This is a genomic window from Cupriavidus basilensis, assembly GCF_029335485.1.
In the GTDB taxonomy this organism is placed as follows: Bacteria; Pseudomonadota; Gammaproteobacteria; order Burkholderiales; family Burkholderiaceae; genus Cupriavidus; species Cupriavidus basilensis_E.
Window position 1 is genome coordinate 1 of sequence record NZ_JARJLM010000722.1, and the last position, 14,812, is coordinate 14,812.

Annotated in this window: 12 protein-coding genes; 1 reads left to right on the forward strand and 11 read right to left on the reverse strand. The window is 66.1% G+C overall.

Annotation, left to right across the window (positions count from 1 at the left end; genetic code table 11):
• Positions 1-85: 85 nt before the first annotated feature.
• The 4 genes from P3W85_RS44640 to P3W85_RS44655 all read right to left on the reverse strand — a co-directional run bounded on the left by P3W85_RS44640 (position 86) and on the right by P3W85_RS44655 (position 4,978).
• Complete coding sequence (locus tag P3W85_RS44640) at positions 86-871, reverse strand: ABC transporter permease (protein WP_276269538.1); 786 nt, start codon at positions 869-871, stop codon at positions 86-88.
• A gap of 2 nt (positions 872-873) precedes the next feature.
• Positions 874-1,740, reverse strand: a complete 867-nt coding sequence (locus P3W85_RS44645) for an ABC transporter ATP-binding protein (protein WP_276269539.1) — start codon at positions 1,738-1,740, stop codon at positions 874-876.
• A 2-nt stretch (positions 1,741-1,742) separates the two neighbouring features.
• Positions 1,743-2,897, reverse strand: coding sequence for an ABC transporter substrate-binding protein (locus tag P3W85_RS44650; RefSeq protein WP_430869729.1), 1,155 nt, complete (start codon positions 2,895-2,897; stop codon positions 1,743-1,745).
• A gap of 182 nt (positions 2,898-3,079) precedes the next feature.
• A complete protein-coding gene (locus P3W85_RS44655; protein WP_276269540.1) occupies positions 3,080-4,978 on the reverse strand; it encodes an ABCB family ABC transporter ATP-binding protein/permease in 1,899 nt (632 codons plus the stop codon).
• 204 nt (positions 4,979-5,182) lie between these two features.
• Here P3W85_RS44655 and P3W85_RS44660 point away from each other — a divergent pair, with 204 nt between their 5' ends.
• A complete protein-coding gene (locus P3W85_RS44660) occupies positions 5,183-5,605 on the forward strand; it encodes an acyl-CoA thioesterase (protein ID WP_035811516.1) in 423 nt (140 codons plus the stop codon).
• Between the two features lie 103 nt (positions 5,606-5,708).
• Here the strand turns inward: P3W85_RS44660 and P3W85_RS44665 are convergent, their stop codons facing one another.
• The 7 genes from P3W85_RS44665 to P3W85_RS44695 form a co-directional block, all read right to left on the reverse strand.
• Positions 5,709-6,485 carry an enoyl-CoA hydratase gene (locus P3W85_RS44665; protein WP_017226760.1) on the reverse strand — a complete coding sequence of 259 codons (777 nt, stop codon included), beginning with the start codon at positions 6,483-6,485 and terminating at the stop codon, positions 5,709-5,711.
• A 66-nt stretch (positions 6,486-6,551) separates the two neighbouring features.
• The gene (locus P3W85_RS44670; protein WP_276269541.1) at positions 6,552-7,508 is read right to left on the reverse strand and encodes a DegV family protein; all 957 of its coding nucleotides are present in this window, start codon (positions 7,506-7,508) and stop codon (positions 6,552-6,554) included.
• A 144-nt stretch (positions 7,509-7,652) separates the two neighbouring features.
• On the reverse strand, positions 7,653-8,852 hold the full coding sequence (locus P3W85_RS44675; RefSeq protein WP_035811518.1) for an acetyl-CoA C-acyltransferase: 1,200 nt from the start codon (positions 8,850-8,852) through the stop codon (positions 7,653-7,655).
• A gap of 18 nt (positions 8,853-8,870) precedes the next feature.
• Positions 8,871-11,297 (reverse strand): 3-hydroxyacyl-CoA dehydrogenase/enoyl-CoA hydratase family protein, encoded by a 2,427-nt coding sequence (locus P3W85_RS44680; RefSeq protein ID WP_276269542.1) that lies wholly within the window; start codon positions 11,295-11,297, stop codon positions 8,871-8,873.
• A 199-nt stretch (positions 11,298-11,496) separates the two neighbouring features.
• Complete coding sequence (locus tag P3W85_RS44685) at positions 11,497-13,284, reverse strand: acyl-CoA dehydrogenase C-terminal domain-containing protein (RefSeq protein ID WP_017226763.1); 1,788 nt, start codon at positions 13,282-13,284, stop codon at positions 11,497-11,499.
• A gap of 74 nt (positions 13,285-13,358) precedes the next feature.
• Positions 13,359-13,949, reverse strand: coding sequence for a TetR/AcrR family transcriptional regulator (locus tag P3W85_RS44690; RefSeq protein WP_017226764.1), 591 nt, complete (start codon positions 13,947-13,949; stop codon positions 13,359-13,361).
• Positions 13,950-14,333: 384 nt separating this feature from the next.
• Positions 14,334-14,812: phospholipase D-like domain-containing protein (locus P3W85_RS44695; protein ID WP_276269543.1), on the reverse strand; the 479-nt coding region annotated here is incomplete at its 5' end.

The following is a 14,812-nucleotide window of genomic DNA, read 5'->3' on the forward strand; positions in this document are numbered from 1 at the left end:
TTCCTGACAGCGCGAGCCACTGGCTCACCAATGACAAACCGGGAATCGCCATGCCGTTGGCGCCCCAACCGTTAGGAAAACGTCATCACCCCCGGTGCGCCCACCCCGTCATCCGCTTCTCCACCACCGCGAAAAACTCATACATCACCATCGCCATCACGGCGATCACCACCAGGCCCGCAAAGGCCAGCGGCATCTTCATCGCCGAGCCGGCCGACACCAGCAGGTAGCCGATGCCCTCGTTCGCCGCGCTCATTTCGGACACCGTGGTCCCGACGAAAGCCAGCGTGATGGCGACTTTCAGCGAAGCGAAGAAATAAGGCATCGAACGCGGCAGCCCCACCTTGAGCAACACATCGGTGCGCCTTGCACCAAGCACGCGCAGCACATCTTCCAGTTCCGGCTCCAGCGTCGCCAGTCCTGTGGCGATATTGACCATGATCGGGAAGAACGAGATCAGGAACGCCGTCAGGATCGCCGGGCCGGCACCCAGCCCGAGCCACACCACCAGGATCGGCACAAAGGCCGCCTTCGGCAAGGCATTGAACGCGGTCATCAGCGGATACCCGGCCGCGTAGGCCAGCCTGGACGACCCCATCAGCAAGCCCAGCACTACGCCCACCAAGATGGCAAGGCCGAAGCCGACCATGGTGGTCCAGAAGGTGCGCCACGCATGGCCGGCAATCACGTCCCAGTATTCGAACAACGAAGACACGATCGCACTCGGGCTGGGCAGGATGAAGTCCGAGACGTTGAACGCAAGGCAGGCACCCTGCCACAGCAGCAGGAAGGCGGCCAGCAGCAGCCATGGCGCCACGCGCTGCACGCGGCGCTGCCGGGCCGCGCTCATCGGGGAAGAAAAAGTGCTCATGGTCAGTGCTGCCGTACGTGGCCGATCTTCTCGCGCAGGGCGTGCACGAGTTCGGCAAAGGGTTCGGTATAGGTCAGGTCGAGGTCGCGCGGACGCGGCAGGTCGATCTCCTTGCGCGCCAGGATGCGCCCCGGGCGCTGGCTCATCACGTAGACGGTGTCGGCCAGGAACACGGCTTCGCGCAGGTCGTGGGTGACCAGGATCACGTTGAAGCGTTGCGCCTGCCACAGGTCGCGCAGCACGCACCACAGTTCCTCGCGGGTAAATGCATCGAGCGCGCCGAAGGGCTCGTCGAGCAGCAGCATGCGCGGCTCGTGGATCAGCGCGCGGCAGATCGACGCGCGCTGCTGCATGCCGCCGGAGAGCTGCCACGGATACTTGTCTTCGTAGCCGGCGAGCCCCACCGTGCGCAACAGTTCGCGCGCCCGCGCCGTGTATTCCTCGCGCTTTCGCCGCAGCGTGGAGCGGTAAGGCTCGACGATCTCCAGCGGCAGCATGACGTTCTGCAGCGTGGTGCGCCAGGGCAGCAGCGTCGGCGCCTGGAAGGCCATGCCGACCATCTTGAGCGGGCCCGTCACCTTCTCGCCAGCGATCCTGACCACGCCACGCGTAGCCGGCTTGAGCCCCGTGGCCAGCTTCATGAAGGTAGACTTGCCGCAGCCCGAGGGTCCGACGATGGCGATGAACTCACCCGGCTCGACCTGCAGCGAGATATCCTCGACCGCGAACTCGCCCTTGTGGGCAAGTTCGTCGTTATAGGCAAGCCAGACCCGGTTGAACTCGACGAAGGGTTGCGCCGCCGGCCCGGCTGGCGCAGCGGCACCGACTGCGGGGAACGCGGCCCCCGCGCGCAAGGAAGCATTGGCCATGGTCATCGCAGCACATCCAGTTCGGCGGCCGACGGCAGGTACGCATCGGTCCACAGCATGTCGGGATTGATGCGGCCCTTGGTGCCGAAGGCATCCGCCACCTGCGATGCCATCAGCGACAGGCGCGGCTTGTTGATGCGCCCAAAGCCCTCGGCACGCGCGTCGGGCGACTTGACCACGCTGTCCAGCGCCATCTTCAGGCGCCTGGTTTCCAGCTTCTCGTCGATGATGCCGTCGCGCGCCTTGACGGCCTTGACGCCCTCTTCCGGCCTGGCGATCACGTCCCTGGCCGACCTGGCGAAGGCGCGCAGGAACGCCTTGACCGCCTCCGGGTTCTTCTTGAGGAAATCTTCCGACGCGATCACCGCATTACCGTACAGCTTCACGCCGTATTGCGGATAGGGCAGCACCACGATGTCCTCGTCCTTCACGCCGCGCGCATTGAGGTTGAGGATGGAGGTGAAGGAAAAACCGGTGATGGCGTCCAGGTCGCCGCGCGCGAGCATGGTCTCGCGCAGGGTCGGGTCCATCGCCTGCCAGTTGAAGCCCGACGCCTGCAGGCCGTTGGCCTTGGCGAAGATCGCGAAGGCGCGGCGGCCGGCGTCGAACACCGGTGCGCCAAGCTTCTTGCCGGCCAGGTCGCGCGGCGTCCTGATGCCGGATTTCTTCAGCGCCAGCACCGCCGCCGGCGTGTTGTTGTAGACCATCATCACGGCCACCGGCTTGTTCTTCGCGTCGGGGTTGTTGCCGTAGAACTCCATCACCGAGGCCAGGTCGGCGAAGCCCATGTCGTAGGTGCCCGAAGCCACGCGATTGACCACGTTGCCCGAGCCGTTGCCGGCGTCGATCGATACGTCCAGCTTCTCGGCCTTGTAGTAGCCCTTCTGCTCGCCCAGCAGGAACAGCGCGGAAGGCCCTTCGAAGCGCCAGTCGAGCTGGAAGCGGAGCTTGGTCTGGGCGTGCGCCTCGCCGGCGAATTGTGTCGACAGCACCAGGGCGGTGCCGAGCGCCATGCCGGCCTGCAGCAGGCGGCGCCGCAGGGCCGAAGCGGCAATGCCCGCGCCGGTGGCGCAAGCAGCGGTGGCGGCATGGGTACGGCCGGCGCCAGCGCGGGCGGCAACGGCATCGGGTGGGGTGGCGGCACGGAATAGCGGCATGAACTCTCTCCAGTTGATCATCTTCCTGGAGAGTTCGTCCGCAAGGCGCGTGCCACGTGTGCGCGCACCAACACAGGGCGAATACGTCACCTATTGTCGAACCAAATCCGTGCAACCGGATTCGCCGGCCCTATTTGCCGAAGCGGATCGTCGACAATCCGCGGCCGCGCCGGGCCGGGCGGTCAGGCGTCCTGGGTGGCGTCGCCCGCTTCGATGGCCAGCACGGCGTCTTCCAGCGCCACCTCCCCCTGCGCCGCGCTGCGCGCCTGGATCTGCCACATCTCGGCATAACGGCCCTCGAGCCGCATCAGCTCGGCGTGGGTGCCGCGCTCGACGATGCGCCCATGGTCCATCACCAGGATCTGGTCGGCGTGCACCACGGTGGAAAGCCGGTGCGCGATCAGCAGCGTGGTGCGGTTCTGGGCCAGCCGCATCAGTTCGGCCTGGATGGCCTGCTCGGTGCGGGAATCCAGCGCCGAGGTGGCCTCGTCGAAGACCAGGACGGGCGGGTTCTTCAGCAGCGTGCGCGCGATGGCCACGCGCTGCTTCTCGCCGCCCGACAGCTTGAGGCCGCGTTCGCCCACCGGTGTGTCGTAGCCCTGCGGCAGCTCGCGGATAAAGGTATCGATCTGGGCCGCGCGCGCAGCCTCGATGACCTCTTCGCGGCTGGCGTCCGGACGGCCGTAGGCGATGTTGTAGTAGATGCTGTCGTTGAACAGCACGGTGTCCTGCGGCACGATACCGATGGCGCGGCGCAGGCTGTCCTGCGTGATCGAGCGGATATCCTGGCCGTCGATCTCGATGCCGCCGCTGCCCACATCGTAGAAGCGGAACAGCAGCCTGGCCAGCGTGGACTTGCCCGAGCCGCTATGGCCGACCACCGCGGTGGTGGTGCCGGCCCCGATGGTGAAATCCACATCGTCCAGGATCACGCGGTTGCTCTCGTAGCCGAAACCCACATGGGCAAAGCGCACGGCGGCGCCGCTCACGCGCAGCGGCTGGGCGCCCGGCGCATCGGCGATTTCGCGACCGGTGCCCAGCAGCACGAACATGCGGTCCATATCGGTGGTGGCCTGCTTGATCTCGCGGTAGATCACGCCGAGGAAGTTCAGCGGCACGTACAGCTGGATCATCAGCGTGTTCACCAGCACCAGGTCGCCCAGCGTCAGCTTGCCGGCCGCCACGCCCACGGTGGCGCGCCACAGGATCAGGATCAGCCCGGTGGCGATGATGGCCTGTTGGCCGAAGTTCAGGAAGGACAGCGAGTTCTGCGAGCGGATTGCGGCGGTGCGGTACTTGCGCAGGTTCTCGTCGTAGCGGCCGGCCTCGTACTCCTCATTGCCGAAATACTTGACGGTCTCGAAGTTGAGCAGGGAATCGATCGCCTTCTGGTTGGCGCGCGAATCCAGGTCGTTCATCCTGCGGCGGAAATGCGTGCGCCACTCGGTCACCACGATGGTGAAGACAATGTAGCCCGCCAGCGCGCAGCCGGTGATGACGGCGAACCAGATGTCGTAGTGCAGGATGAAGAAGCCCATCACCAGCCCCATCTCCACCAGGGTCGGCAGGATGCTGTAGAGGGAATACGAGATCAGCGACTGGATGCCGCGCGTGCCGCGCTCGATATCGCGGCTCATGCCGCCGGTTTGCCGCTCCAGGTGGAAACGCAGCGACAGCGCGTGCAGGTGGCGGAACACCTGCAGCGCGATCTCGCGCACGGCGCTCTGCGTGACCTTGGAAAAGAGAATCTCGCGCAACTCGGTAAACAGCGTGCCCGACAGGCGCAGGACCCCGTAGGCCACGATCAGCCCGGCCGGCACCACCAGCAGCGCGGTGGCGCTGCCGGCGGGGACGTTCATATTGTCCACCAGCTTCTTCATCAGCACCGGCACGCCCAGATTGGCCACCTTGGCCGCCACCAGGCACACCAGCGCCAGTATCACGCGCCACTTGTAGTGCCAGACATAGGGCAACAGGTTGCGCACGGTCTGCCAGTCGCTGCGGGGAGCGCCGGACTTGCCGAAAAGAGAGTTGGACGGCTGGGCTGGGGGCGGCTCGGCCGACGTGGAATAGCGTCGCATACGTTAGAATTCGGTCGAATATGCGATTGTGGCAGAGATCGGCTATGTTGGCCGGCGCCACACCGCCTATCCCCGTCGCGGAACCTCCGCGACGCCCGGGCCGCGCGGCGGCACCGTCACTCCGGCCTGCGCATCGTCGCGCCGGGCACCGTGCCGCAGCCCTTGCCACCCCGCCCCAACCCTATCCAGCCTCACGCCATCACCATGAATCAAGCCCAAGACCTCCCCTGCCTGCCCCCTGGCAAGAATCCCGCCCTGCGCGTGGTCCCGATGCCGGCGGACGCCAACGTGCACGGCGACGTCTTCGGCGGCTGGATCATGGCCCAGGTGGACATTGCCGGCTCGATCCCCGCCGTGGAGCGCGCCCAGGGCCGGGTTGCCACGGTGGCGGTGAATTCATTCCTGTTCAAGCACCCGGTCCTCGTCGGCGACCTGGTGAGCTTCTACGCCGATATCGAGAAGACCGGCCGCACCTCGATCACCGTGTCGGTGGAGGTCTATGCACAGCGTATGCGGCACAGCAACGAGATCGTCAAGGTGACCGAAGCCACCCTGACCTATGTGGCCACCGACGATTCGCGCCAGCCGCGCGTGCTGCCGCAGGCAAAGGACGCGCCGCTGGCCTGAGCGCCTGGCGGCGGTGGCAAAGCGCTTTGGTGGCGCTTTGGTGGCGCTTTGGTGGCGCTTTGGTGGCGCTTTGGTGGCGCTTTGGTTGCGCTTTGGCTGAGCGTCAGTCGAACTGCGAGAAGTCCGGACGGCGCTTCTCGAAGAAAGCCTTGAAAGCCTCCTTGGCTTCCGGCGCCTGCAGCATGCGCCGGAACACCTCGCCCTCCTCCGCCATCTTTGCCTGCACCGCCGCCTTGTCGCCGTCCTTCATCAGCCGCTTGGTTTCCCGCAGCGACGAAGCCGGCAGCGCGGCCAGCTTGCGCGCCTGCTGCAGCACGAAATCGTGCAACTCCGCCACCGGCAGCACGCGCGTGACCAGGCCGATCTGCAGCGCTTCCTGCGCGCCGAAGGCCTCGCCCAGCAGCAGCTTCTCGGCAGCGCGCTGGTGACCCAGCAGGCGCGGCAACAGCATGCTCGAGGCCGCTTCCGGGCACAGGCCCAGTTGCACGAACGGCAGCGACAGCTTCGCCGTCTCCGAGGCATAGACCAGGTCGCAATGCAGCAGCATGGTGGTACCCACGCCAACCGCCGGGCCGCTCACGGCCGCCACCAGCGGCTTGCTGGCCTGGCTGATCTGCTGCAGGAACTGGAACACCGGTGCGGGCTGGCCGCCTTCGCCCGCGGTGGGCGGGCGCTGCATGAAGTCTTCCAGGTCATTGCCCGCGGTGAACACTTCCGGCTTGCCGCGGATCACGATCACACGCACGGCGGGGTCGGCATCGGCGGCGCGCAGCGCGTCGGCCAAAGCCTGGTACATCGCCGCGGTGATCGCGTTCTTCTTGTCGAGGCGATCGAACTCGACGGTGAGGATGCCTTGTTCGATGGTGGTGAGGATGCTCATGAAATCGTCTTCTCCTTACTGCTTGGTTGACTTGCCTGCCGTCCCTCGCCAGGGAAACAAGTCCGCTTATTCGAGCGGCGGCGGATCCTCGCAAAGATAGCTCATCCCGAAGGCTTTTGCTCCCACGTTGAGCGCCACCGTCAGGCTCATCGGCGCCAGCATCAGTTCCACGCCGTGCTGCTGCGCGCTGCGCTCAAGCGACTGGAAGGCAGGCAACGCACGAATCGCCCCGGGCGGCCCCGCATAGCTGAGCGACACTGCGGGGCTCAGCAACCGCCCGCTGCGAATGCACTGCTCGGCATGCGCCATCAGGCGGCGCATGCCTTCGTCCGCGCCCCGTGCCTTGGCCACCGGTTCGGTCTCGCCGCGATGCATATGCACGATGGGCCGGATATTGAACGTGCTGCCAAGCAGGTAGCGGCCCCAGGTGATGCTGTTCTCGCCCTTGTGCTTTGCCCGCGTGTACATGTAGAGCAACGCGTCGGGCACCAGGAACATATGCGCGGCATCGCGCAGGCGCGTCTCGACGGTCTCCACCACCGCCTGCGCGCTGGCGCCGGCGTTCAGCATGCGGGCGGCCTCGCGCACGATCAGCGCCTGGCCCGGGCCGATTGCGCCGGTGTCGATCACCGTCAGCGCGAACAACCCCGTGCGGCCGGCATCCTTGCGCAGCTTGAAGCTCTTTGCCATGGTGCCGACCACGGCCCCCATGGCATGTGCATACAGCTTGCTGCGGCTGCTGGCGATGGTCAGCAGCAGCGCACGGTCGCACGTGGTCACCACGTGCCTGAGCATGTGCTCTTCGATCTCGCGTTCGAGCAAGGGAATGGACTCGGCATAGTGGTCCTGCTTGCCGACCAGGTACTGCGCGTAGAGTGAAGGCAAGGCCGGCTCGTCGCGCACATCGGCAACGAAGCGGTCGCCCGCGCGGATGCGGAACGGCAACGTCTGCACCCCGAGTTCGGCCATCAGCGCGCGCGGCATATCGCACGCGGCGTCGGCCAGAATGACTGTCTCCTGCATCTTGTTGTCTCCTCCCTGTCAGGTGAGCCGCGTCGAGGCGGCAGCTGTCTCCTTGCTATGGCACTGCTTTCTTCACCTGATGGAGAGTCGGGGCAGGCAACACGGGCGCACCCGGCACCTGGGTTGCCTGCCCCTGTGGCGCGTTCAGACGCGCTCGAAGATACCTGCCGCGCCCATGCCCGTACCGACGCACATGGTCACCATGCCGTACTTCAGGTTGTGACGGCGCAGCGCGTGCACCACCGTGGCGGAACGGATCGCGCCGGTGGCACCCAGCGGGTGGCCCAGGGCAATCGCGCCGCCCATCGGGTTGACCTTGGCCGGGTCCAGCTGCAGGTCGCGCATCACCGCCAGCGATTGCGCGGCAAACGCTTCGTTCAGCTCGATCCAGTCGATCTGGTCCTGCGTCAGGCCGGCGGCCTTGAGCGCCGCGGGAATCGCTTCTTTCGGGCCGATGCCCATGATCTCCGGCGGCACGCCGCGCACCGCGAACGACACGAAACGCGCCAGCGGCACCAGGTTGAACTGCTTGAGGATCTTTTCCGAGACCAGGATCAGCGCGCCGGCGCCGTCCGAGGTCTGCGAGCTGTTGCCGGCGGTGACGCTGCCCTTGTTGGCAAACACCGGGCGCAGCTTGCCCAGGCCTTCGAGGGAAGTCTCCGGGCGCGGGCCTTCGTCGAGCGAGATGGTGCGCGTCTTCACGTCAACCTGGCCGCTGGCCAGGTTGGGGAATTTCTCGACGATCTCGACCGGGGTGATCTCGTCCTTGAATTCGCCGGCCTGCTGCGCGCGGATGGCCTTCTGGTGCGAGGCGAGCGAGAAGGCATCCTGGTCGTCACGGCTGACCTGCCATTTCTGCGCGACTTTCTCGGCGGTCAGGCCCATGCCGTAGGCGATGCCGATGTTCTCGTCGCGCTCGAAGATCGACGGCGACATCGACGGCGAGTTGCCCATCATCGGCACCATGCTCATCGATTCAACGCCCGCGGCGATCATCACATCGGACTCGCCCACGCGGATGCGGTCGGCCGCCATCGCCACCGCCGACACGCCGGAGGCGCAGAAGCGGTTGACGGTGATGCCGCCCACCGTATTCGGCAGGCCCGACAGCAGCGCGCCGATGCGCGCCACGTTCAGGCCCTGCTGCGCCTCCGGAATCGCGCAGCCGACGATGGCGTCTTCGATCAGCTTCGGATCGAGATTGGGCACCTGCGCCACGGCCGCGCGCAGGATGGTGGCCAGCAGGTCGTCCGGGCGGGTGTTCTTGTACGCGCCCTTGGGTGCCTTGCCGATGGGCGTGCGGGTCGCGGCAACGATGTATGCGTCTTGCAGTTGTTTCATGATGTCGGTTCCTCGCTTGCCTTAGTTGCGCACCGGCTTGCCGGTCTGCAGCATGCCCATGATGCGTTCCTGGGTCTTGCCCGTGCCGAGCAGCTCGACAAAGGCCTTGCGTTCCAGCGCCAGCAGCCATTCCTCGCTGACCAGCGAGCCGGCCTCCACGTCGCCGCCGCAGACTGCCTCGGCAATGCGGCTGGCGATCAGGAAATCGTGCGCGGAGATAAAGCCGCCGTCGCGCATATTGGCCAGCGACGCCTTGATGGTGGCGATGCCCGAGCGCCCTGCCACCGGCACCAGCGTGCCCGGCGCCGGCGCGCGGTAGCCGGCGTTGGCCAGCGCCCGCACTTCGTTCTGGGCCACATACAGCAGTTCGTGCACGTTGAACACGATGGTGTCCGACGGTTGCAGGTAACCCATCTTCTGCGCGTCCAGCGCCGAAGCCGAGACCTTGGCCATGGCAGCGGCCTGGAAGCGGTTGGTGATGAACTGCAGGTAGTTGGTGCTGCCCGCGGCCTGCGCCGCGCGCGCTGCCGCCAGCGCGGCCTCCTTCAGCCCGCCGCCGGCCGGCACCAGGCCCACGCCCACTTCCACCAGGCCGATATAGGTTTCCAGCGCGGCCACGCGCTTGGCCGAATGCAGCATCAGCTCACACCCACCGCCCAGCGCGATACCGGATGCGGCGGACACCACCGGCACCGCGGCATACTTCACGCGCATCATGCCGTCCTGGAACTTCTTGACGAAAGGCTCGATGCCCTTGGCGCCGCCCATCATGAAGGCCGGCATCGCGGCTTCCAGGTTGGCGCCCGCGGAGAACGGGCCACCCGGCGCGCCCAGCTGCAGCGAGGTAGGCTGCCACACCACCAGCCCCTTGTACTCCGCTTCCGCCAGGTCGATCGCGCGCGTCAGGCCGTCGATCACGTCTGGCCCGATGGTGTTCATCTTGCTCTTGAACGACACCACCAGCACGTCATCCTGTCCTTCGCTCACCCAGATGCGCACCGCATCGTTCTCTTCCACGGTGCGGCCAGCCTTGCGCGGATCGGCAGCAGCCGTGCCCTTGAGCGCAGCGCGGAACACCTGGCGCTCGTACACCGGCAACGCGTTGCGCTGCACGAAGGCCTGCGCGGCGGGAGACCACGAACCCTGCGCGCCATGCACGCCCTGGTTGTCGGCAACCGGGCCGGCGAACACCCACGCCGGCAGCGCTGCGTTGGACAAAGCCTTGCCCGCGTCGATGTCTTCCTTCACCCACTCGGCCACCTGTTTCCAGCCGGCCGCCTGCCAGTCCTCGAAGGGACCGGAATTCCAGCCGAAGCCCCAGCGGATCGCCAGGTCGATATCGGCCGCGGAGCCTGCGATCTGCTCGAGGTAGACACCGATGTAGTGGAACACGTCGCGGAACACCGCCCACAGGAATTGCGCCTGCGGATTGGTGGACTCGCGCAGCAGCTTGATGCGCTCGGCCGCATCCTTCTTCAGCATGCGTACCACGATCTCGTCGGCCTTCTTGCCCGAGTCGACGTACTGGCCGGTCTTCGGATCCAGCACCTTGATCGCCTTGCCTTCCTTCTTGTAGAAGCCGGCACCGGTCTTCTGGCCGAGTGCGCCCGCATCCACCAGGCCCTTGAGCACCGCGGGCGTCTTGTAGACCGGCGCGAAGGGATCGTCCTGCAGGTTGTCCTGCATGGTCTTGATCACGTGGGCCATGGTGTCCAGGCCCACCACGTCGGCGGTGCGGAAGGTGGCGGACTTGGCGCGGCCCAGCTTGGCGCCGGTCAGGTCGTCGACCACGTCGAAGGGAATGCCGTACTTCTCGGCCTCGGCAAACACCGCCAGGATCGAGAAGATGCCGACGCGGTTGGCGATGAAGTTGGGCGTGTCCTTGGCGCGCACCACGCCCTTGCCGAGCGTGGAGGTCAGGAAGGTCTCGAGGCGGTCCAGGATCTCCGGCTGCGTGGTCGCGGTCGGGATCAGCTCCACCAGGTGCATGTAGCGCGGCGGGTTGAAGAAGTGCACGCCGCAAAAGCGCGACTTCAGGTCCGCGTCGAAGCCATCGGACAGCGCGGTGATCGACAGGCCCGAGGTGTTGGTGGCGAAGATGGCGTGCGCAGCCAGGTGCGGCGCGACCTTCTTGTACAGGTCGTGCTTCCAGTCCATGCGCTCGGCGATCGCCTCGATCACCACGTCGCACTCCTTGAGCAGCGCGAGGTCGTCCTCGTAGTTGGCGGCCTGGATCAGGCCGGCTTCGTCCTTGATGCCGAGCGGCGCCGGCGAGAGCTTCTTCAGGTTCTCGATGGCGCGCAGGGCGATGCCGTTCTTGGCGCCTTCCCTGGCGGGAAGATCGAACAGCACCACCGGTACGCGGGCGTTGACGAGATGGGCCGCGATCTGGGCCCCCATGACGCCGGCACCGAGCACGGCGACTTTCTTGACGATGAAATTGGACATGCGCGCCCCTAGGAAAGTGAGCGTTGAGATGAGGTGGGTTGGCTACGCGTGACGCTGGTCTTGCTGCGGCTCCTGCTGCTGCCGATGGTGCGCTCCCCTCTCTCGCTGCGGGAGAGGGGAGCAAACCATCGGCATTGATACCGACGGCAAATCAGCTTGCACCCGCGCTAAGACAACCGCGTTAAATCAAGGCAACCGATCAGAACAAATCCGCGTCCAGCGCCATCAGCGTCGCCGAACCGGCACGCGCCATGCGGATCTGCGCCGCCGTCTCGGGCAGCAGCTTGGCAAAGTAGAAGCGCGCGGTAGCCAGCTTGGTGGTGTAGAACTTGTCGCCGCCGGCTTCCTTCTCCAGCGCGATCTTGGCCATGCGGGCCCAGAAGTAGGAGAACACCAGGTGGCCCACCACGCGCAGGTAAGGCACCGCGGCGGCGCCGACTTCGTCGGGGTTGCCCATGGCCTTCATGCCGATTTCCATGGTGAGCTTCTGCACCTTGTCGCCCAGGTCCGCCAGCGGGTTGACGAACTCCTGCATGGCTTCGTTGGTGCCCTCCTGCTCGACGAAGTCCTGCACGAGCTTGCCGAAGGCCTTCATCTTGGCGCCCATGTCGCCCAGGATCTTGCGGCCCAGCAGATCCAGCGCCTGGATGGTGTTGGTGCCTTCGTAGATCATGTTGATGCGCGCGTCGCGCACGTACTGCTCCATGCCCCACTCGGCGATGTAGCCGTGGCCGCCGAACACCTGCATGCCTTCGTTGGTGGCGGTGAAGGCGTTGTCGGTCAGGAAGGCCTTGATCACCGGCGTGAGCAGCGCGACCAGGTCGCCGGCTTCCTTGCGCACGGCTTCGTCGGGGTGCGACAGCTCGCGGTCGATCTGCAGCGCGGTCCAGTAGCTGAAGGCGCGGCCGCCTTCGGCGAAGGCCTTCTGCGTCAGCAGCATGCGGCGCACGTCCGGGTGCACGATGATCGGGTCGGCCGGCTTGTCCGGTGCCTTGGGACCGGTCAGCGCGCGCATCTGCAGGCGGTCCTTGGCGTAGGCCAGCGAGTTCTGATAGGCCACTTCGGTCAGGCCCAGGCCCTGCATGCCCACGCCCAGGCGGGCGGCGTTCATCATCACGAACATGGCGTTCAGGCCCTTGTTGGGCTCGCCCACCATCCAGCCGCGCGCGCCGTCCAGGTTCATCACGCAGGTGGCGTTGCCGTGGATGCCCATCTTGTGCTCGATCGAGCCGCACTTGATGCCGTTGCGCTCGCCCGGGTTGCCGCTGGCGTCGGGGATGAACTTCGGCACCACGAACAGCGAGATGCCCTTGGTGCCCTGCGGCGCGTCCGGCAGGCGCGCCAGGACCAGGTGGATGATGTTGGCGGAGAGATCGTGCTCGCCGGCCGAGATGAAGATCTTGGTGCCGCTGATGCTGTAGGAGCCATCTGCCTGCGGCTCGGCCTTGCTGCGCAGGATGCCCAGGTCGGTGCCGCAATGGGGCTCGGTCAGGCACATGGTGCCGGTCCATTCGCCGGAGACCAGTTTGGGCAGGTACAGCTTCTGCAGCTCGGGCGTGCCGTGCGCGTGCAGTGCTTCATACGCGCCGTGCGACAGGCCGGGGTACATGGTCCACGCCTGGTTGGCCGAGTTCAGCATCTCGTACAGCGCGTTGTTGACCAGGATGGGCAGGCCCTGGCCGCCGTATTCCGGGTCGCAGCCCAGCGCCGGCCAACCGGCCTCCACATACTGCTTGTACGCTTCCTTGAAGCCCTTGGGCGCCGTCACCACGCCGTCGCCGACGTAGGTGCAGCCTTCGCGGTCGCCGCTCTGGTTCAGCGGAAATACCACCTCGGAGCAGAACTTGCCGGCTTCCTCTAGCACCTGGTTGATGGTGTCCGCGTCGATGTCGGCGTGCTTCGGCAGCGCCTTGAGTTCGGCTTCGACGCCGAGCAATTCATGGAGCACGAACTGCATGTCGCGCAACGGTGCGGTGTACTGGCCCATCAAAGTCTCCTTGGAGGTTTTGCAAAGCCGCTACGCCGCCCGTGCACGATCCGGCACGGGACGCCGCGGCGGCGTCAGGTACGGTAAGACTGAATCAACTTGTTGAGCGCGACCATGGCAAGCTCGGCACTGGCGGGCAGGCGCAGGAAGCGGGCGTCATGATGCAAGCCTAGTTCAAGGCTGTACATTTCGAACAGCATCAGGCGCGGATCGCAGTCCGCGCGCAGGTGCCCCTGTTCCTTGGCCTGGTCGATGGCGCGCGTGAGCGCGGCGCGCCAGATGGTGACGCTCTTGACGAGTTCGTCACGCACCGGGCTTTCCGCGCGGTCGTCGTACTCCACCGCCCCGCTGATGTAGATGCATCCCGTGGTCACTTCCTGGATGCGCTTTTCCATCCAGCGGCGCACCATGGACTGCAGGCGCGGCAAGCCGCGCGGTTCGTGCAGCGAGGGATAGAACACCTCCTGCTCGAAGCGCCGGTGATACTCGCGCACCACTTCCACCTGCAGGTCCTCGCGCGAACCGAAATGCGCGAATACGCCGCTCTTGCTCATCTGCATACGTTCCGCCAACAGCCCGATGGTCAAGCCTTCGAGCCCGTCGCGGGACGACAGCTCCAGCGCGGCATCCAGAATCGCCACGCGCGTCATCTCCCCCTTGCGCATGGGCGCGGGGGACGCGGAAGCGGCGGATTCGAGACGAGCTGACTGGTGTCGCATGATTTATTTCTCCGTTCTTCGCGGCGCGATCCTGTTCGCGCCGCGTTTGACCCTGACGTAATGCTTTTTTCGCTGCCTGGCTGCCTGTTTCACCGCCTGGCAGACGCGAATGCACGCAGTCTAAGGCAAAAAAGAACGGTCGTTCAGATTATTGTGATCGGACCCGCCGGCAGCAAGCTTTTAATTAGACACGGGTTTCTAAACGCGGCGACCGGTCCTTGCGCACTGCAACATGGGCGAGTGCAGCGAAGTACGGAAGTTTGTCGCTTCGCTTGCCGCAAAGCAACATGGCCGTGCGTTTCGCACCTGGGCCGCGCGGCTTGCCCGCTGTCAGTAGCGTCCCGTTACCCCCGCGACGATCACGCCGAGGCGCAGCACCATGTACGCCGCCCAGTTCGCCACACGGCGCAGCGTGGAGCGGCGGGCGTGACTGTCGGCCTTGACCTCCACGCTGCGCATGGCGATAGCCTGCTCCAGTTCCTCGCGCAGCCCGGCGCAAAACGCCGCATCGTACACCGCGACGTTGGCCTCGCGCGCCAGCAACAGGCTGAAGGGGTCCATATTGCTGGAGCCCACGGTGGCCCAGGCTTCGTCGACCACGGCCACCTTGGCGTGCAGGAAACTCTCGGCGTACTCGTAGATCTCCACGCCCGCGCCAAGCAGGGTGGCATAAAGCGCGTGGGTGGCATAGTGCTGCAGCCGGTACTCGACCATGCCCTGCAGCAGCAGGCGCACCCGCACGCCACGCGCGCGGCAGGCCAGCAGGGCGCGGCGGATCTTGTGCCCCGGCAGGAAATACGCGTTGGCGA